Annotated in this window: 14 protein-coding genes; 3 read left to right on the top strand and 11 right to left on the bottom strand. The window is 71.7% G+C overall.

Annotated features, from left to right (window positions below; translation table 11 throughout):
- Nucleotides 1–5: 5 nt before the first annotated feature.
- The 3 genes from ACZ4VI_RS03410 to ACZ4VI_RS03400 all read right to left on the bottom strand — a co-directional run bounded on the left by ACZ4VI_RS03410 (nucleotide 6) and on the right by ACZ4VI_RS03400 (nucleotide 2,982).
- Nucleotides 6–1,181, bottom strand: coding sequence for an STM4014 family protein (locus ACZ4VI_RS03410; protein ID WP_467996162.1), 1,176 nt, complete (start codon nucleotides 1,179–1,181; stop codon nucleotides 6–8).
- The gene (locus tag ACZ4VI_RS03405; protein WP_467996160.1) at nucleotides 1,178–2,140 is read right to left on the bottom strand and encodes an STM4015 family protein; all 963 of its coding nucleotides are present in this window, start codon (nucleotides 2,138–2,140) and stop codon (nucleotides 1,178–1,180) included. Before ACZ4VI_RS03405 ends, ACZ4VI_RS03410 begins: the two co-directional genes overlap by 4 nt.
- 218 nt (nucleotides 2,141–2,358) lie before the next feature.
- Complete coding sequence (locus ACZ4VI_RS03400) at nucleotides 2,359–2,982, bottom strand: TetR/AcrR family transcriptional regulator (protein WP_467996159.1); 624 nt, start codon at nucleotides 2,980–2,982, stop codon at nucleotides 2,359–2,361.
- 152 nt (nucleotides 2,983–3,134) lie between these two features.
- On the opposite strand from ACZ4VI_RS03400, the gene ACZ4VI_RS03395 reads away from it, so the two are divergent.
- Nucleotides 3,135–4,337, top strand: a complete 1,203-nt coding sequence (locus tag ACZ4VI_RS03395) for an MBL fold metallo-hydrolase (RefSeq protein WP_467996157.1) — start codon at nucleotides 3,135–3,137, stop codon at nucleotides 4,335–4,337.
- Between the two features lie 74 nt (nucleotides 4,338–4,411).
- Here ACZ4VI_RS03395 and ACZ4VI_RS03390 read toward each other — a convergent pair whose 3' ends face one another.
- Both ACZ4VI_RS03390 and ACZ4VI_RS03385 read right to left on the bottom strand, forming a co-directional pair.
- The gene (locus tag ACZ4VI_RS03390) at nucleotides 4,412–5,203 is read right to left on the bottom strand and encodes an alpha/beta fold hydrolase (protein WP_467996155.1); all 792 of its coding nucleotides are present in this window, start codon (nucleotides 5,201–5,203) and stop codon (nucleotides 4,412–4,414) included.
- Nucleotides 5,204–5,560: 357 nt separating this feature from the next.
- Nucleotides 5,561–6,349: an alpha/beta fold hydrolase gene (locus ACZ4VI_RS03385; protein ID WP_467996154.1), complete on the bottom strand. Its 789-nt coding sequence runs from the start codon at nucleotides 6,347–6,349 to the stop codon at nucleotides 5,561–5,563.
- A gap of 247 nt (nucleotides 6,350–6,596) precedes the next feature.
- Between ACZ4VI_RS03385 and ACZ4VI_RS03380 the strand changes: the two genes are divergently transcribed.
- Complete coding sequence (locus ACZ4VI_RS03380; protein WP_467996153.1) at nucleotides 6,597–7,598, top strand: NAD(P)H-dependent flavin oxidoreductase; 1,002 nt, start codon at nucleotides 6,597–6,599, stop codon at nucleotides 7,596–7,598.
- Between the two features lie 494 nt (nucleotides 7,599–8,092).
- Here ACZ4VI_RS03380 and ACZ4VI_RS03375 read toward each other — a convergent pair whose 3' ends face one another.
- From ACZ4VI_RS03375 to ACZ4VI_RS03365, 3 genes are all read right to left on the bottom strand, one after another.
- The gene (locus ACZ4VI_RS03375; protein ID WP_467996151.1) at nucleotides 8,093–8,362 is read right to left on the bottom strand and encodes a hypothetical protein; all 270 of its coding nucleotides are present in this window, start codon (nucleotides 8,360–8,362) and stop codon (nucleotides 8,093–8,095) included.
- A gap of 23 nt (nucleotides 8,363–8,385) precedes the next feature.
- Nucleotides 8,386–10,146, bottom strand: a complete 1,761-nt coding sequence (locus ACZ4VI_RS03370) for a S8 family serine peptidase (protein ID WP_467996150.1) — start codon at nucleotides 10,144–10,146, stop codon at nucleotides 8,386–8,388.
- A gap of 61 nt (nucleotides 10,147–10,207) precedes the next feature.
- Nucleotides 10,208–12,070 (bottom strand): tetratricopeptide repeat protein, encoded by a 1,863-nt coding sequence (locus tag ACZ4VI_RS03365; RefSeq protein WP_467996148.1) that lies wholly within the window; start codon nucleotides 12,068–12,070, stop codon nucleotides 10,208–10,210.
- A gap of 102 nt (nucleotides 12,071–12,172) precedes the next feature.
- Between ACZ4VI_RS03365 and ACZ4VI_RS03360 the strand changes: the two genes are divergently transcribed.
- Nucleotides 12,173–12,901 (top strand): TetR/AcrR family transcriptional regulator, encoded by a 729-nt coding sequence (locus ACZ4VI_RS03360; protein WP_467996146.1) that lies wholly within the window; start codon nucleotides 12,173–12,175, stop codon nucleotides 12,899–12,901.
- Here the strand turns inward: ACZ4VI_RS03360 and ACZ4VI_RS03355 are convergent.
- From ACZ4VI_RS03355 to ACZ4VI_RS03345, 3 genes are all read right to left on the bottom strand, one after another.
- Entirely contained in the window at nucleotides 12,896–13,435 is a 540-nt protein-coding gene (locus tag ACZ4VI_RS03355; RefSeq protein WP_467996144.1) for an NTPase, read from the bottom strand. The two genes, ACZ4VI_RS03360 and ACZ4VI_RS03355, sit on opposite strands and share 6 nt — an antisense overlap.
- Before the next feature lie 79 nt (nucleotides 13,436–13,514).
- Nucleotides 13,515–14,159 carry a protein-L-isoaspartate(D-aspartate) O-methyltransferase gene (locus ACZ4VI_RS03350; protein ID WP_467996142.1) on the bottom strand — a complete coding sequence of 215 codons (645 nt, stop codon included), beginning with the start codon at nucleotides 14,157–14,159 and terminating at the stop codon, nucleotides 13,515–13,517.
- 3 nt (nucleotides 14,160–14,162) lie between these two features.
- Nucleotides 14,163–16,484, bottom strand: coding sequence for an FdhF/YdeP family oxidoreductase (locus ACZ4VI_RS03345; protein ID WP_467996140.1), 2,322 nt, complete (start codon nucleotides 16,482–16,484; stop codon nucleotides 14,163–14,165).
- Between the last annotated feature and the right edge of the window lie 15 nt (nucleotides 16,485–16,499).

Genomic DNA, 16,499 nt, shown 5'->3' with positions numbered 1-16,499 from the left:
CGGGTTCACGTGGTGCTCGTTCCTGTGGTGCGGGTGGTGCGAGTGGTGCGATTGGTGCGGGTGGGGCTTTCGCGGAGGAGCGCGGCGACCTGGGCGGCGTACGTGTCCAGGCCCTCCGCGCCGCTGCCCGGGAGGCCGGTGAGCCCGGGGAGGAGGTCGCCGAAGGCGTTGACCTCGCCGACGGCGAAGCGCCGCCAGCCGACGGCCGGAAGCAGATCGACACCGACGCACCGCGTGCCGGGGAAGGCGGCGGCGGCCCGCTCGCAGACGTCGAGCGCGTCCGCCCACCGGCCGCCCGCGCCGGTGACCGCCGCGCGCACGGCGCCCAAGTCACCCCGGGCGCCGCCGAGATGGAGGTTGGTCATCGGGGAGCGGCTGGTCCTGACGACGGCATGGGTGGCGCGCCCGTCGATCACCACCACCCGCAGATCGGCCGCCCTGCCGCCCTGCGTCGCCTTCGGCAGCCAGCGTTCGATGTGCAGCCCGTCGGGGGCGAGGGCATCCACGATGGCGGCGACCTCGCGCTCCGTCGTGTAGCGGCGTACCCGAAGGGAGTTGAAGAGGTGTCCCTCCGGGGCGCGTTCCACGGAGGTGGTGGCCTGCACCCGGCCGGCGCCGTTCGTCTCCAGGGCCAGCACCCCCGAGGCGGACGAGCCGTGGGCGAGTTTCACGAACACCCGCCGCAGCCCCGATGCCGCCATCAGGGAGCGGACGTCCGCCCAGCCCCGCACGGGCGGGGCACCGGCCCCGGACGTCGGAGAGTCCGGCACTGGGACCTTGGCCTCGCGCAGCCGGGCATGCGCGAGCCGCTTGTCGAACAGCACCGCCAGCTCGGCCGGGTCGTCGACCAGGACCGCCCCGGCGTCGGCGATGCTCCCGGCGAGTCGCGCCGTGGCGGCCGTGAAGGCCTCGTACCAGCGGCCCGTGCCCTCGACCCGGGTCGGGTCGTCCGTGCCGCGCAGGAGCCGGTCGACGTCCGGATCTTCACCGGGCGACTCCAGCCGGACCGTCTCGCCCGGGCGGAACCGCGCCCCGCCCCGCAGGACGTCGAGCCAGGACTCGACCCGCGCCTCGGGCAGCCCGGCGGCCCGCACCGCGTCGCGGAAGAACGCGACTCGGCGGTTGCCCGGATTACCGACCACGACGAGGCGAGGCTGTGCGGGGGGCGGGGAAGGTGTCATTCGGCGACCGCGACGTACCGGTAGATCTCGCCGTCGCCGTCGTCCTCCGGCTCCTGCGCGTCGTCGACGTCGACCGTCACCCCGTACGGCGTGAGGGTGTCGACGATCCGCTCGCTCATCTTCTCGGAGAGGTAGTGGTGCGAGAGGTCGAGGTGCGTGAGGTGGGTCAGCGGCTGGCCCACGAGCAGCGCCTCGGCGCCCTCGTCGGTGAGCGTGCCCATCGACAGGTCGAGACGTTCGAGCCGGGCGACCACCGGGGCGCTCGCCACGGCGGCGGCGATCTCGTCCTGGAGGACGCTGTTGCGCAGCGCGAGGCGGCGCAGGGCGGGGAGGCCGGTGCCGGCGAGCAGCGGCGCCAGGTCGGCGACCGAGGAGTCGCCGCCGTACTCGTCGGTGCCGAGCCACAGTTCGAGGCTCTCCAGGGCCGGCAGGTCACTGGCCGCGATGCCGCGCACGACCTCGGCACCGAGTCCGCCGGACTCCACCACGAGCGTGCGCAGACCGGCGTGCTTGATCGCCGGGAAGACGAGTCCCGTGCCTCCGCGCACGCCGAACTCCCGCAGGCGGGGGTAGGCGGCGAGCAGCGGGGTCACGTCCGACTGCTGGATCCAGCTGATCTCGCAGTCCTCGAAGCCCATGTCCCCGAGGAACAGCGCCTCCAGGCCGGTGAGCCGGTCGGCGGCCGCCTCGACGAGCGCGGTGACGATCGCCTCGGACGAGGTGTCGTACGCCTCGTCCCAGCCACCGACGACCAGCGCGCGGACCCCGTTCGTGTCGACGGCCGCGAGGAAACGGGCGAAGACCTGTTCCCACTGCTCGTCGTCGGGTTCGCAGTACGTCGGGGCGGAGACGCGCCAGGCGACGGAGGCCGCGTCCGGCAGTTCGACGGTGGAGTCACGGTCCGGGAACTCGAACACGGGAAGGCCGTGCAGCTCCTGCATATACCCCGAAATGGTCATGAGTGCTCCAGACACCGGACGGCGTTGACCGCGTTGATCGGCTGACGCGAGAAGTTGTACCAAGCCGCGCTGACAACGCGGTGCGCCGGGGGCGGCGGGAGGGCGTTGTCAGTGGCTGCCAGTGGCCGACTGGTGTGCGGGCCGGGCCCGTTCGGGCTCCTCCAGCTGGAACTGCCCGCGGGCGGAGGGGTGGTGTATGAGAAGTACGCCGCGCCGCTTCACGCCGGCGTGGGGTCCGTCGTGTCCAGGGAGGGGAGGCCGAGCTCGCGGGCCAGGGCGGCGTCGGCCCATTCCAGCATGGCGGCGCGGGAGAGCGACCCGGCGTACGACGTCATCTGCACGGCGAGGCCGTCCAGGAAGGCCGTCAGCCGCCAGGCCGCGGCGGCCGGTTCCGGGCACGGGAACTCGCCGGCTGCCGCACCCTCGGCGATCACCCTCGTCAGGGCCGCCTTCCACTGCTGGTCGAGCGCCCCGGCGACCTCGCGCAGCGCCGGTTCACGCAGACAGGCCGCCCAGCCCTCGATCCACAGCCGCCAGCCCTTGGCCTGCCCGGAGGGGGCGTACCACCGGACGGCCGCGCGCAGCCGTCGCAGGGCGGTGGTCCGCCGCCCCAGGAGCCGGCGCAGATGCGCGAGGTCGGCCTCGGCGGCGTACGAGAAGGCCTCCGCGACGAGCTTCTCCTTCGTCGAGAAGTGGTAGAGCACCAGCGCGTTGCTGACCCCGAGGGCCGAGGCGACATCGGCGATCCGGACGGCCGCCACGCCCCGTGCCTCGATCTGCTGGACGGCGGCGCGGAGCAGCTCTTCGCGCCGTTCCGCCACGCTCAACCGCACTCTCGCCACGCCCGTCAGATTACACAGAACATGCCAACGGCAAGATCATCTTCGTTCGGCGCTCGCTGCTACTGAATGATGATTCAGTATCGCCCATCCGCCCCGGCCGTGATCGGCGCGGGCCGCCCATAATGGAACGACCCCGACCATCAGGAGGACCCGTGACCGGCACCGGCTCCGACCATTCGCTGCGGGCCAGGCTGCGCGCCCTGCGGCCCGAGGCCTTCGGCGCCGATCCCACGGGGGAGCGCCTCGCGCGCATCCGCCGCTCGCCGAATTTCGTGGACGGTGTCTTCCAGAACCCCGTGGCCTCCCGGACCAGGCCCGGCGGGTCCACCGTCGAGTTCGCGAAGATCTACTTCCAGAAGGAGGCCCGGGCCCGCCGTGCCCCCACCGGCACGATCCCGGTCCACGCCACCACCCTGGCCGACCTCGCCAAGCCCCCGGTCTCCGGCCTCCGGCTCACCTGGATGGGGCACTCCAGCGTCCTCGCCGAGGTCGACGGCCACCGGGTCCTCTTCGACCCCGTGTGGGGCGACCGCTGCTCGCCCTTCGCCTTCGCCGGGCCCCAGCGCCTGCACCCCGTGCCGCTGCCGCTCGCCGCGCTCGGCCCGGTCGACGTCGTCGTGATCTCCCACGACCACTACGACCACCTCGACCTGCCCACGATCAGGGCGCTGGCCTCCACGGACACCCTCTTCGCGGTACCGCTCGGCGTGGGCGCCCACCTGGAGCACTGGGGAGTGCCCGCCTCGCGCCTGCGCGAACTGGACTGGAACGAATCCACCGAGGTCGGCGACCTGCGCCTGACCGCGACGCCCGCCCGCCACTTCTGCGGCCGCGGCCTGCGCAACACCCAGCACACCCTCTGGGCGTCCTGGGCCGTCGAGGGCCCCGAGCACCGCATCTACCACAGCGGCGACACCGGGTACTTCCCCGGCTTCGCGGAGATCGGCGCGGCGCACGGCCCCTTCGACGCGACCATGATCCAGATCGGCGCGTACAGCGAGTTCTGGCCCGACATCCACATGACCCCCGCCGAGGGCGTCCAGGCCCACCTCGACCTCCAGGGCGGCCGCCCGCACGGCGTGCTCCTTCCGATCCACTGGGGCACCTTCAACCTGGCCCCGCACGCGTGGGCGGAGCCAGGTGAGTGGACGAAGGATGCGGCCGAGGAGGCCGGCCAGGCGGTGGCGTTGCCGCGTCCCGGTGAGCCGTTCGAGCCTGCGGGGAAGCTGCCCGGAGACCCTTGGTGGCGCGTTGTGGCTCAGCCCATCGCGCACCCGTGGCGTCGCCCCAAGGTCGGGAGCGCGGGGACGGAGGACCCGGTTCGCGGAGACCTGGATCTCGCAGGTGAGCGATGACCCCGGATGCAGAGCTGGCGCGGATGGCTCGTTTATGGGTGCGAATCAGCCCGGCGACGTAGCCGAATAGGAACTCAGGCGGCCAGGAACGGCTTGATGGTGCGAACGAGTTCCTCGGGGTGATCGAGCTGCGGTGTGTGCGTGCCCGGGGTCCGCAGCAGCTCGGTCCCGAGGCGGGCGGCGAGCCAGGTGCCGACCTCGTGGAAGAACGGCGGGGAGTCCTGGCTGGTCAGGGCTCGGGTGGACGCGGTGATGCCGGCGAGTGCCGCGTCGTCCGGTCGGTATGGCTCGAACGTGCCCATCTCGACGCCGAAGAGCGTCTCGCCGTTCGCGAGCATCCTCTGGCGCAGTCCCGGCTCCAGCTGCTCCCAGGCGGCGTCGCCGGAGGCGAACCGCATGAAGTGCTCGACGGCCGCCGCCGGGCCTCCGGCGGCCATGCCTGCTTCGACGACGGCCTTCACGGGGGCCTGGGCCTCGCCCGGGTTCTTCACCACGGACACCAGCGGGGGGTCGTGCAGTACCGCGCTACGGACGACGTCGGGATGGCGGAGGAGCAGGTCCAGGGCGATGACGGCCCCGTAGCTGTTGCCGAACACGGCAGCTGGAGCGAGCCGGAGCGCTGTGAGCAGGGCGGCCGCGTCGTCCGCCTGCTCGGCCACCGAGGTCGTCTGCCACCCGGCGGGACGCGGGCTGCGGGAGTTGCCCCGCCGGTCGTAGGTGAGCAGGGTGAACTCGTCGGTGAGCAGGCCCGAGACCCGGTCGAAGATGTCGGCGTCGCCACCTGCGCCGGCGATGAGCAGCACCGACGGGCCGGTGCCGCGCAGGTCGTAGTAGATGTCCGTCCCGTTGACGGCGATCGACAGCATGGCCTCCCCTTCACTCGGCGCGGGTCTTCCCGCCCTGCGCCCGGATCCTGCCGGTCCGGCCACCCGTGCACATCGGACGCGGCGCGCGGTGTCGCCTGCGCGTGGGCGTGTCGAGGGGCTGAACGGGGGCCGCCGCGTTACGGCTCCCGAGCGGGCACGAGACCCGCTTGACGCCGCAGTCACGACTACGTGCGGTGGGCACCACCACGTTGTTCGCCGCCTTGGAGGTGGCGACCGGCGAAGGTCGCTCCACCGGAGGCACCGTGCGGTAGTACTGCGGAGCCCCTTGGGCGGCAGGGCTTGGACAGCTCCACCTGGATGCCGCTGCCCCCTGGCGGCCCCGTGCCCTTCGCCGGGTCAGCCGCTGATGGCGTCGAGCACCACCTGGGTGACCTGCTCCGGGTCGTCGGACATCGGTGAGTGCCCGCAGCCCTTGAGCGAGACGTGCCGGGCACCTGGAAGCAGTCGTGCTGCCCTGAGTGCCTGGTGGGGTGGGGTCATCAGGTCCCGTGTGCCCCAGCCGACCGTGACCGGGACCGGGACCTCAGGGGTGAAGGCCCGCAGCCGGTAGGCGCGCACAGCGCGCCGCGTCGGCTCGAAGCCGGGCGAGCGGACCAGGTTGCGCAGCGCGCCGGCCGCCGCCGCCTCCGGGATCCGCCAGGGCCGGGCGGAGAGCTGCCAGAAGGCCACGGTGCGCCCGATCGGATGTTCGGCGATCCAATCGGGGCGTGCAGCGCAGGCTCGTGCCATCGCGTGGGCGACGCGGAGCGAACCGAGAGCGTAGGCGGCCTCGGGGCCGGTCCACAGCCCGATGGGGGACAGCGCGACGGCGCTGCCGACCGCGCCGCTGCGGGCCAGTTCCAGGGCGACGGCCCCACCGAGTGAGTTGCCCACGACGGGCGGGCGGGTGAGGCCGACGCCGGGGAGCCACTCGGCGACGGCGGTGGCCAGCGCCTCGACGGTGGGTGTGGTCCCTTCGGGGAGCGAGGGACTGTCGCCGAAGCCCGGGAGGTCGACGGCCACCACTTCGTGCTCGCGGGCGAGACGCTCCAGGACGGACGCCCAGCCATCCCGGTCGAGTTGGAGGAGGACCACCAGGGGCGGCCCGCTGCCGAGCCGCTGCGACGCCAGTTGCATGTCCGGCATGTCCGCATCGTAGGGGGACAGTCCAGGACGCGCACCCGTGCACGGAAGCACGCGTCGGTGGTCTGTCACGCCCTCTCCCTCGGCTCGGGTTCCAGGTGCAGTAACCAGAACCCAGCGTGATCCGGAAGGCAAGCCCTCCCGTACTGGCGCGGTGTCCATCCGTACGGTTCGGCAGGCGGCCGGGAACCGTCACGCCTAGGCTTGATGTCCGGAAAATCCCTCTCTCGGGTCCCGGGATGGAGGCGCGATGCTGCGGACACCGGTGTGCGGAGTATTGGGCATCGAGGTGCCGATCGTGCAAGGGCCGCTCGGAGGGCCCTGGCAGCAGAGCATGCGGCTTGCCGCGGCAGTCAGCAACGCCGGGGCGCTCGGCAGTGTCCCCACCACGCTGCGCACCCCTGCGCAGGTCCGTGACGACGTGCGTCGGCTGCGAGATCTCACCGACCGGGCGTTCGCGCTGAACATGACCCGGCGGCCGTTCGACCCCGAGGTCTTCGACGCGGTGATCGCCGAGGCCCCACCGGTGTTCTCCTTCGCGCTCGGCGAGCCGGATGACCTGGTGAACCGCGTCCACGATGCCGGCGCGATCTTTCTGCAGCAGGTGACGACGGTCGAGCAGGCGGTGCGCGCGGCCGAGGCCGGCGTCGACGTGATCAGCGCGCAGGGCACCGAATCCGGCGGGTTCTGCGGCGATGTCAGCACGATGGCGCTGGTGCCGCAGGTCGTCGACGCCGTCCGGCCGCTGCCGGTACTCGCCTCCGGCGGCGTCGCCGACGGCCGGGGCATCGCCGCCGCACTGGCCCTGGGGGCGCAGGGCGTGAACATCGGCACCCGGTTCCTGGCCTCGGCCGAATGCGGGGTCAGCGACGGCTGGAAGGCGGCCATCGTCTCCGCCGCAAGTCAGGACGCTGTCAAAGTGGCGTTCGTCGAGCACATTCTGCCGCCGCCGACCGAGGGTGGGTACATGACCGTCCCCCGGTCGCTGCGCACGCGGTTCGTCGAGGAGGGGAACGCGCACCCCGAAGCGGCCGCCGCCCAGGCCGAGGCGTTGCGCACCGAGGTGATGACGTCGATGCGCGACGGCACGGCGCACGAACTGATCCCGTTGACGGGCCAGACCGCCGGCCTCGTCCGCGACATCGCCCCGGCCGCCGAACTCGTCCACCGGCTGATCACCGAGGCAGAGGCGACGCTACGCGCTCTCGCCGACCTGGTGTCGGCGAAGAACGGCGCGGATGAACCCAGGTAGGCACGGGTGACGTCGGCGTCTTGCAGCAGGATGCCGACCCGAGCCCACTCTTCCCGCCGCGGCAACGAGCCGAACACATCGGGAGCGAACTCCGACAACTGACCCTGGAGCGGCTCCACCTCCCCCAACGTCATACCCGGAGGATGCCCACTGCCAGGCGAGATCCCCCGACGTGACGAAGCGCTACTAGGCAGCTCGGTTGGTCCTGCGGCCCCGCACCGCCCAGGCCCCGGCCGTGAGCGCGAGCCCGCTCCCGGTTGACCGGCGCGAGGGTGGCGACGTATCCCGGCGCGGGGCCCTGGCCCGCCAGGAACAGGGGCACGTGCGCGTCGTCCGCGGTACTGCCCGTGGGCGGTGCCGCCTCGGGGGACCGGGTACAAGCCGGGCCCCGGGCGGCGCGCCTGTGATGCTTGGCGGGTTACCCGGACGAGGTGAACGAGTAGGGGGCGCTGCCCTTGAAGTACGTGCCGTCATCGACATTGCCGAGTTCGGCGTCAGGCCGGCCGGCGGGTCGCCGACAGGGTCAGGGACCGCACCCACGGCTCGTGGGAGAGGGCCTCGACCCCGCGGCGCGAGAGGGTGCCGGTGAGAACCGTCCGGTTCGGGGCCCGGACGTCCACCCCCGCGCCGCGCAGCACCTCGCGCTGTGCCGTCGTGGGCGCCCGCTCCAGGAGAACGGTCACCAGGAGGTTCCTTGCCTCCGGATCGCCGTCGGTGGCGTCCACGGCGGCTGCGAGGGACACACTCAGCTTTCCGTAGTCCATGCCGTCGATTGTGCCCGCGGTTCTCACAGAAGGGCAGCGTCGACCAGCCCATGACCCCACTTGGGGTCGAACGCTCCCGCGACCCCGCCGGGGATCGCCGCCGCGGCCGTCAGGGCCGAGAGCACCTTCCCGGGGTCCGCACCGGGATCGTCCTCCAGGAGCAGCGCGGCGAGTCCCGCGATGAACGGGCATGCCATGCTCGTGCCCTGGAACGCCACATGGCGATCGTCGAGCATGAAGGCCCTGCGCAGGCCGACGGCGTCGCGGGAGAGCGCGGAGACGATCATCGCTCCTGGGGCGGTGACATCGGGTTTGGGTACGTCGTCCCGGCGCGGCCCCTCGCTGCTGAAGCCCGCGATGTCGTCCGCGACCAGCCACGTCGCCTCGCGCAGCGTGCCGTCGATGTCCTGCCACCGCGTGCGGGTCGTGGACGCCGCCACGGTGATCGCCGAAGTGGCCGCGCCCGGCGAACCGATCTTGAGCGCGTCGTGCACGGTCGGGCCGCTGAACTGCGGCTGGGGCTTCGCCTCCGCCGTGCCCAGCATCCACACGTCCGCCGTGCAGCGTTCGCCGCTCACGCTCGCTCCGCGGAGCATGAGCCGCCACACCGGCGGTGAGACGCCCGCGGCGGACGGGGCGGGCTCCACAGCCACGAAGAAGTTGTGGTCCCCGTTGGCCGGATCGGGGCCCGGCGTGACGATCTGCACGGTGCCGTCGGCCAGGTCGTACGTACGCACAGGCGAGCCCGACGTCAGTACGGACTGGAAGTCGGTCGTGTCGCCGGACGGCGACGAGACGGCGACCTCCAGCCGGTCCTCACCGGAGTACCAGCCGTTCAGCCAGAACAGGTCCGGGAGGCCGCCGATCCTCCCCGGGTGGCAGGGGACGGAGCGGGTGGCGCCCTGGGCGACCGTCAGCCGCGCGTGGATGTCGTCGTCGCCCTCGTTGCCGGCGGCACAGCAGACGATCCTGCCGGGGCCGGTCTCCTCCTCGATGGCCAGGGACATCACGTCCGTGCCGTCGTGCGGGTCGACGTGGCCGCCCAGGCTGAGGTTGACGACCGCGGGCATGCCCAGCTCGCCCGCCAGCCGGAAGATGTACTGGATCCCGTCGATGATGTGCGCGTCCTGGAAATCGGTCCTGACCGCGACGATCCTGGCCTCGGGGGCGACCCCCTCGGTGCCCGCGGCGATCCCCGCGACATGGGTGCCGTGCCCGTCCGTGTCCCGGGACAGCGTGTCGACGCCCAGCGAGCGGGCGGTGAACTCCGCGCCGTACGGGCCCTCGGGGACGCCGGTCCCGCCGAGCAGCGTCTGGTCCCAGATGCGCTCGATCCGCCCCGCGAACTCGGAGTGCTCGGGATCGATGCCGGTGTCCACCACTCCGACCAGCACGCCGTTCCCGGTCCGGTCGGTGCGGCTGCGGAACGCGGGTACGCCGACCTTCGCCTGGGCCAGATCCAGGTACGGTCGCAGTTGCGAGGCCGGCACGATACGGCGCACACCCGGCTGCTCGGACAGTTCCTCCAGGGCGTCGAGGGGAACGATCCCCGTACGGATCTGACGGCCGCCCTCGTTGATCACGGCTCCGCTCGTTCCTGCGGTCGGCTTCGCGTCCGGGTCGCACTCCAGCGAGACGACCACGCGTACGGGCTTGGCGCGCTGTTCGACGGAAACGAGTCCCATGAGTCCCGCCGGCTTCCTCAGCGGGCCGCGCCGACGGCCTTCCCGTACGTAGCGCTCATACGCCGCGGCGAGCGGCGGCGCCAGCTTCTCAATGGCCATGACGGTCTCCTCCTCCTGTGCTTGCTCCTCGTGCGAGGTCTGGCGATGGTCCTGTCGTCTGTCATGCCAGCGTCCACTCCAGGAACTCCGGATGACGCCGCAGATGTCTGAGGTCCGGATCGTCCTTCAGGTGCTCGAGCCAGTTGTCCAGGAGTTCGGAGTCCTGCACCGACGCCGTGAGGTGCTCGAGCGCCAGCTCGGCGGCTTCCCGCGTGCGGTCGGTCCAGCTCGCGTCGCCAGGGGGTCCGATCAGCCGGGCGTAGAAGCAGGCGGCGTTGTACTGGACAAGACCGGCGATCTGGATCCGCCCCAGGGCCTCGCCGCCGCTCGCCTTGAGGGCGGGGGCGCTCATGTCGCGCAGCCGGCTGCCGAGCCGGGACCGGCGAGGGTGGTTGCGTCCGCAGATGGTACGGAGCCGCTGCTCGTTCCGCGCGAAATCAGGATCGTCGCTCCGCAGGTCCGAGAGGGAGGGGATGATGTCCCGCCCGCTGAGACGGACATGGAGGTCCTGCGAGAGGATCGCGGCGTCGACGGCGGCCTGGGTCCGTGCGCGCAGGGTCCCGAGCGGCCTGACCAGCTCGCGGTAGAGCTCTCGGGTGTCCCTCCGCCACCACCATCTGAGCAGCCGGCCGAATCGCAGGTCCGCACGCAGGGACGTGAGTTCCTCGCCGGAGACGCGGAGGAAGTAGTCCCGCGCGGCCCGGGGATCCCCGTTCGGCGGCGTTTCGGACGCGGGCACGAGACCCGCGCCCGTCAGGGCCTTGTGGAGTCGTCTCTGCCACGCCGGGTCGGCCATCCAGGCGTCCAGCCATTCGTCCACCAGATCCAGGACGATCCCGGCCCGGTAGCGTGGCTGGATCATCGCCGGATGCGCCTTGGTGAGCTCCAGGTACATCTCCAGGGCGAGGAGGTATCCCGCGGTGTTCTCCTCGAGCAACGCCAGCTCGGAGCGGGCCAGTCCGTTGGCAGGGTCCAGTCGCACGGCTGCCCTGAACTCCCTTTCCGCATGTCGCCGATGGCCGCCGTTGCGCAGGAGATCGACGCCGTCCCGGTAGTGCCGCAGTCCGCGTCCGTTCTTGGCGCGCCATTTGGCCCATCGGGGAAGGCCTACGGTGTTCTCCATCGCGAGCTGCGCCACCGTGTACGCCGCCTTGTACACGGCCTCTTCCTCGGTGTCCGCCCAGTAGGTGTCCTGGAGGATGCTGCGAGGCCTCGCCTTCTCCGTGATGTTCACGGTGACGCCGAAACCTCCGTCGGACCGCTGGACGTGTCCTGTGAGCCGCCACCCGCGCTGCGGAAACGCCAACTGCCAGGCGAACGCGAGGAGTTTGGTGATGATGTCCGCGTCCTTGGGCTTCGCCTCGTACAGCACGGTGGGGAGGCTGAGGACCGGCTCGCCTCCGGGGAGGGGCGGCGGCGTCTGCACCTGGGAGGCGAGGATGGTGCGCATCCGCACGGTGCACGTGGCGGCGCTGTGGCCCGCCGGGCCCGGGCCGCCCTCCGTGCTCTGCGGATTGGCGTAGAGCAGGTCGTCCACCTCTACGGAGACGGGATCGCCGCGCGAGTTGCGGATTTCCAGCGCACGCACCAGGCCGACGAGCAGTGCACCGAGGAAGACCCACGTGACGACGCCGGGGGAGAACCGGAAGGACAGGTCGTCCCGCGGGGCCAGGCAGAGCACCCCGTGATCCACCAGGCAGCCCACTGTCGCGGAGAGCCCGTTGACGGCGGAGACGTCGACCGTCGTCCTCGGGTACCCGGCTGCCATGGCCACCTGTCCGGCGATCAGGGTCCACGCGGCGAGGGTCACCACGAGCAGCGACCGGTTCGTCCACCGGGACACCGCGGGAGCCGCGAGAAACAGCAGCGCGGTGGAACCCAGGACGACGTACAGGAAGATCGGGATCCACCAGGAGGGGGCCATGACCAGGACCGCTACCCTACGTGTGCGGCATATGCTTAGTACATCCGCTTACGTCGTATATGCTCCCCCGACCGGGGGAGACCGTCAAGGCTGGACCTGATCATGAGCGACGGACCATCGGCATCACGCCGGGAACGCCTGAGCCGCGAGCGCGTCCTGAGTGCCGCGCTGGCGGTGGCGGACGGCGACGGACTGACCGCCGTGAGCATGCGGCGCGTGGCCGACGAGCTCGGCGTCGAGAGCATGGCGCTGTACCGGTACACAGCGAGCAAGGACGACCTGCTCGACGGGCTCGTCGAGACGATCTTCCTGGAACTGGAGGAACGCCTGTCGAGCCCCGGGCATCCCGCCGGCGCGGGGCTCCCCGCCGGGCGGCCCCTCGGCGTGCCCGCCCTGCGGGCCGCGCTGCACGGCGTGGCGTGCGAGATGTACCGCGTCGCGCTGGCCCATCCGAACGTCGTCCCCCTGTGCGCCACGCGGCCCCTGGTGGTCCCCCTGACCCGCCGGCCCCATGCGGTGCTGCGTGTCCACGAACGCCTGCTGGCACTGCTGCACGCGGCCGGCCTGGAGGACGGGGTGGCCCTCCGGGTGTACCGGGCGTTCATCTCCTGGGTCCTGGGCTACATCGTGATCGAGCTGCGTGAGGTGGTGGACGCTCCGGACGAGCCCGATCCCGCCTTCCGGCTGGGGCTGCACCGCCTCCCGGCCCGGGACTTCCCCCGGCTCCGCGCGGTCGGCCCGGACCTGGCCGAACGGGGCGGAGAGGAACAACTCACCGCGGGGATCGACGCATTGCTGGACCGACTGGGGGCAGGCGCGGGCGGTTCATGAAGGACCGCGTTCCAGACCGCGTTCCAGTCGAGCCGCGAGTGCCTCGGGCAGGTCGTCCCGGTTGGCCGGGGTGAGGTGGAGGACCTCGACGTCGGGGCGCTGTTTGAGGGCGTCGGTGAACGGATCTCGGTGCGCGTGAACCGTCGCGACGATATCCACGGTGGTGTCGAACAATGCCTGGACCGCGTCCCGGAACGGGGCGCAGGCCAGCTCCATCCTGCCGAGCTCGTCGACGAGAACGAGCCCTCCGGGCTCCTCGCTCGGCCGGAGTGACGGCAGCGCCAGCCGTTCCATGACGCTCAGGTCGACCCCGTACCGTCCGACACGAGTCGGGCCCGGGAAGCCCGTATGAGCGAGGACCGCCCGCTCGCCCGTCAGGGTCTCCAGGGCGAAACCGACCCTGGTGCCGGCCTGCCTGATCTCCTCCGTGGTGAAGCCGGCGGCCTCGCGGGTGCGCAGCAGCGCCGCCAGCCGGCGAATGGCGGTCGTCTTGCCCACGCCCGGGCGTCCTTCGAGCAGAATCCTTGTCGGCACACTGCCATCATCCGCGCGCGCTCGGCGGGCGGACGCCGCTGATCGGGTGTCTTCCACCTGTACGTATCAGCTGTACGTATCAGCACTGATCGTAGCCATGGGCGCCGTACAGCCGGACGAAGTAGGCCGACGTGACCGTCGCGCGATGCACGAGGCCGTGGGTCCCCCGCTCGTACAGTTCGACCCGTTCGTGTCCGCCCGGGCCGATGGGCTGGACGAGCCGACCACCGGTCCGCAGCTGTGCGATCAGCGGCTCCGGTACCTCCGGGAAGGCCGCGCACACGATGACGGCGTCGTACGGGGCACGGGCCGGCATGCCGAGGGTTCCGTCGCCGAGGACGATCTCGGCGTTGTCGAGGCCCTCCCCGGCGAGCCGGCGGCGGGCCTCCTCGACCAGGTCCGGCCAGCGCTCGACGCTGACGACGTACGCGGCGAGGCGGGCCAGCAGCGCGGTCTGCCAGCCGTAGCCGGTGCCGACCTCCAGGACGCGTTCGCCTCCGGTCAGGCCGAGCGCGGAGACCATCATGGCGACCAGCGAGGGCTGGGTGGTCACCTGGCCGTGGGGCAGAGGTACGGGCGTGTCCCAGTACGCGGACGCCACGTGCTCGGCAGGGACGAACTCCGCCCGTGGGGTGACCCGGAGGGCTTCAAGGAGACGCTCGTCCGTTACTCCCATGGCCCGCGCCGCACGGACCAGATTCTCGGGAGACGCCTCATGCCCCATGGTTCACCGGGGCGCGCTCGCGGTGCGTTCGAGCCGGATGACGATGCCCTTGGATGTGGGCGTGTTGCTGATGTCGGCCGTACTGTCCAGCGGCACCAGGACGTTGGTCTCCGGGTAGTAGGCGGCGGCGCAGCCGCGTGCGGTCGGATACGCGACGAGCCGGAAGTCCTCCGCGCGGCGCTCCGTGCCGTCCGGCCCGGTGCTCACGATGTCCATCCGTTCGCCGTCGGCAAGCCCGAGTGCGGCGAGGTCCGCCGGGCTCACCAGGACGACCCGGCGGGTGCCGTGGATGCCGCGGTACCGGTCGTTCTCGGTGTACGGAACGGTGTTCCACTGGTCGTGGGAGCGCAGCGTCTGCAGCAGCAGATGGCCCTCGGGCGCCCGCAGCATCTCGCCCGCGTTGCGGGTGAAGACGGCCTTGCCACCAGGGGTGGGGAAGGTTCCCTCGTTCACTGGGTTGGGCAGCCGGAAGCCGCCGGGTCTGGTCACCCTGGCGTTGAAGTCATGGAAGCCGGGCACGACCCGGGCGATCCGGTCCCGGATCGCGCCGTAGTCCGCCGTGAACTCCTCCCACGGCACGGGCACCCTGTCACCGAGCGTCCGGCGGGCCAGCCGGCACAGGATCGCCACCTCGCTCAACAGCGTGGGGGAGGCCGGTTCCAGCCGGCCGCGGGACGCGTGGACCTCGCTCATCGAGTCCTCGACGGTGACGAACTGCTCCCCGCCCGCCTGGACGTCCCGCTCGGTCCTGCCCAGAGTGGGCAGAATCAGCGCCGTCTCACCGCACACCGTGTGGGAGTGGTTGAGCTTGGTGGAGACGTACGCGGTGAGCCGGCACCGCCGCAGTGCCCGCTCGGTGACCCGGCTGTCGGGGGTGGCCCGTACGAAGTTGCCCGCGACGCCGAGAAACACCTTGGCGCGGCCGTCGAGCATGGCCCTGTTGGACTGCACGGTGTCCCAGCCGTGCCCGGTCGGCGGGGTGAAGCCGAACTCGTCTCCCAGCGCGTCCAGGAACTGCTGCGGCATCCGCTCCCAGATGCCCATGGTGCGGTCGCCCTGCACATTGCTGTGGCCGCGCACGGGGCAGACGCCCGCGCCGGGCTTGCCGATGTTGCCGCGCAGCATGAGGAAGTTGACGATCTCGCGGATGGTGGGCACCGCGTGCTTGTGCTGCGTCAGCCCCATGGCCCAGCACACGATGATCCGCCGGCTGCCGAGGACCAGGTCGCGCAGGTTCTCGATGTCCTGGCGCGGCAGCCCGGTCGCGGCGGTCACCTCGTCCCAGGAGACGCTCCGGACGTGCTCGGCGAACGTCTCGAACCCTGTCGTGTACGTGTCGATGAAGGCCCGGTCGAGCACGGTGCCGGGAGCCGCGTCCTCGGCCTCCAGCAGCAGCCGGTTCAGTGCCTGGAACAGCGCGAGGTCACCGCCGAGCCGGATCTGCAGGAAGGCGTCGGCGAGCACGGTCCCGGGGCCGATGACACCGCGCGCCTTCTGCGGGTGTCTGAACCGCCGCAGCCCCGCCTCGGGCAGCGGGTTCACCGCGACGATCCGCCCTCCGTTCCGTTTGGTCCGCTCCAGGGCGGCGAGCATCCGGGGATGGTTGCTGCCGGGGTTCTGGCCCACGACCAGGACCAGATCGGCGTGGTAGATGTCGTGCAGGCTGACGCTTCCCTTGCCGACGCCCAGGGTCTCGTGCAAGGCGGCGCCGCTGGATTCGTGGCACATGTTCGAGCAGTCCGGCAGGTTGTTGGTGCCGAAGGCCCGGGCGAACAGCTGGAGGAGGAAGGCGGCCTCGTTGCTGACCCGGCCCGAGGTGTAGAAGACGGCCTCGTCGGGGGAGTCCAGCCGGCCCAGCTCCTCGGCCAGCAGCCCGATCGCCGCGTCCCAGCCGATCGGCTCGTAGTGGTCCGAGCCGGGCCGCTTGACCATGGGTTCGGTGAGCCGGCCCTGCTGGTTGAGCCACTGGGCGGATCTCGTGGCCAGTTCGGAGACCGGGTGCCGCCGGAAGAACTCGGCCGTGATCCGTCGGGACGTCGCTTCGTCATTGACGTGCTTGGCGCCGTTCTCGCAGTACTCGTTGAGCTGCCGGTGGGCCGGGTCCGGTTCCGGCCAGGCACACCCCGGGCAGTCGAAGCCCTTGGTCTGGTTGACGTTGAGCAGGGTCAGCGCGGTCCGGCGGACCGTCGTCTGTTCCAGGGAGTACCGCAGGGCGTGGGCCACCGCGGGTACGCCCACCGCCCAGGTCTTGGGCGGGGTGATCGAGACCGCCGTCCCGGCAGGGTCCTCCGGGGCCCGGCCCGGTTCTTCCCGTCCTCTGCTCATGTGCCCATGTCTCCT

It is taken from the genome of Streptomyces sp. NPDC029169 (assembly GCF_055563935.1).
The sequence above is the reverse complement of the archived record's forward strand: the minus strand, read 5'-3'. Positions and strand labels throughout refer to the sequence as shown.

What these genes read in the sequence shown, in the direction of transcription:
- ACZ4VI_RS03410 (WP_467996162.1), bottom strand. Translation starts at nt 1,181, where the DNA reads ATGACACCTTCCCCGCCCCCCGCACAGCCTCGCCTCGTCGTGGTCGGT.
- ACZ4VI_RS03405 (WP_467996160.1), bottom strand. Translation starts at nt 2,140, where the DNA reads ATGACCATTTCGGGGTATATGCAGGAGCTGCACGGCCTTCCCGTGTTC.
- ACZ4VI_RS03390 (WP_467996155.1), bottom strand. Translation starts at nt 5,203, where the DNA reads ATGCTGTCGATCGCCGTCAACGGGACGGACATCTACTACGACCTGCGC.
- ACZ4VI_RS03385 (WP_467996154.1), bottom strand. Translation starts at nt 6,349, where the DNA reads ATGCCGGACATGCAACTGGCGTCGCAGCGGCTCGGCAGCGGGCCGCCC.
- ACZ4VI_RS03380 (WP_467996153.1), top strand. Translation starts at nt 6,597, where the DNA reads ATGCTGCGGACACCGGTGTGCGGAGTATTGGGCATCGAGGTGCCGATC.
- ACZ4VI_RS03375 (WP_467996151.1), bottom strand. Translation starts at nt 8,362, where the DNA reads ATGGACTACGGAAAGCTGAGTGTGTCCCTCGCAGCCGCCGTGGACGCC.
- ACZ4VI_RS03370 (WP_467996150.1), bottom strand. Translation starts at nt 10,146, where the DNA reads ATGGCCATTGAGAAGCTGGCGCCGCCGCTCGCCGCGGCGTATGAGCGC.
- ACZ4VI_RS03365 (WP_467996148.1), bottom strand. Translation starts at nt 12,070, where the DNA reads ATGGCCCCCTCCTGGTGGATCCCGATCTTCCTGTACGTCGTCCTGGGT.
- ACZ4VI_RS03360 (WP_467996146.1), top strand. Translation starts at nt 12,173, where the DNA reads ATGAGCGACGGACCATCGGCATCACGCCGGGAACGCCTGAGCCGCGAG.
- ACZ4VI_RS03350 (WP_467996142.1), bottom strand. Translation starts at nt 14,159, where the DNA reads ATGGGGCATGAGGCGTCTCCCGAGAATCTGGTCCGTGCGGCGCGGGCC.
- ACZ4VI_RS03345 (WP_467996140.1), bottom strand. Translation starts at nt 16,484, where the DNA reads ATGAGCAGAGGACGGGAAGAACCGGGCCGGGCCCCGGAGGACCCTGCC.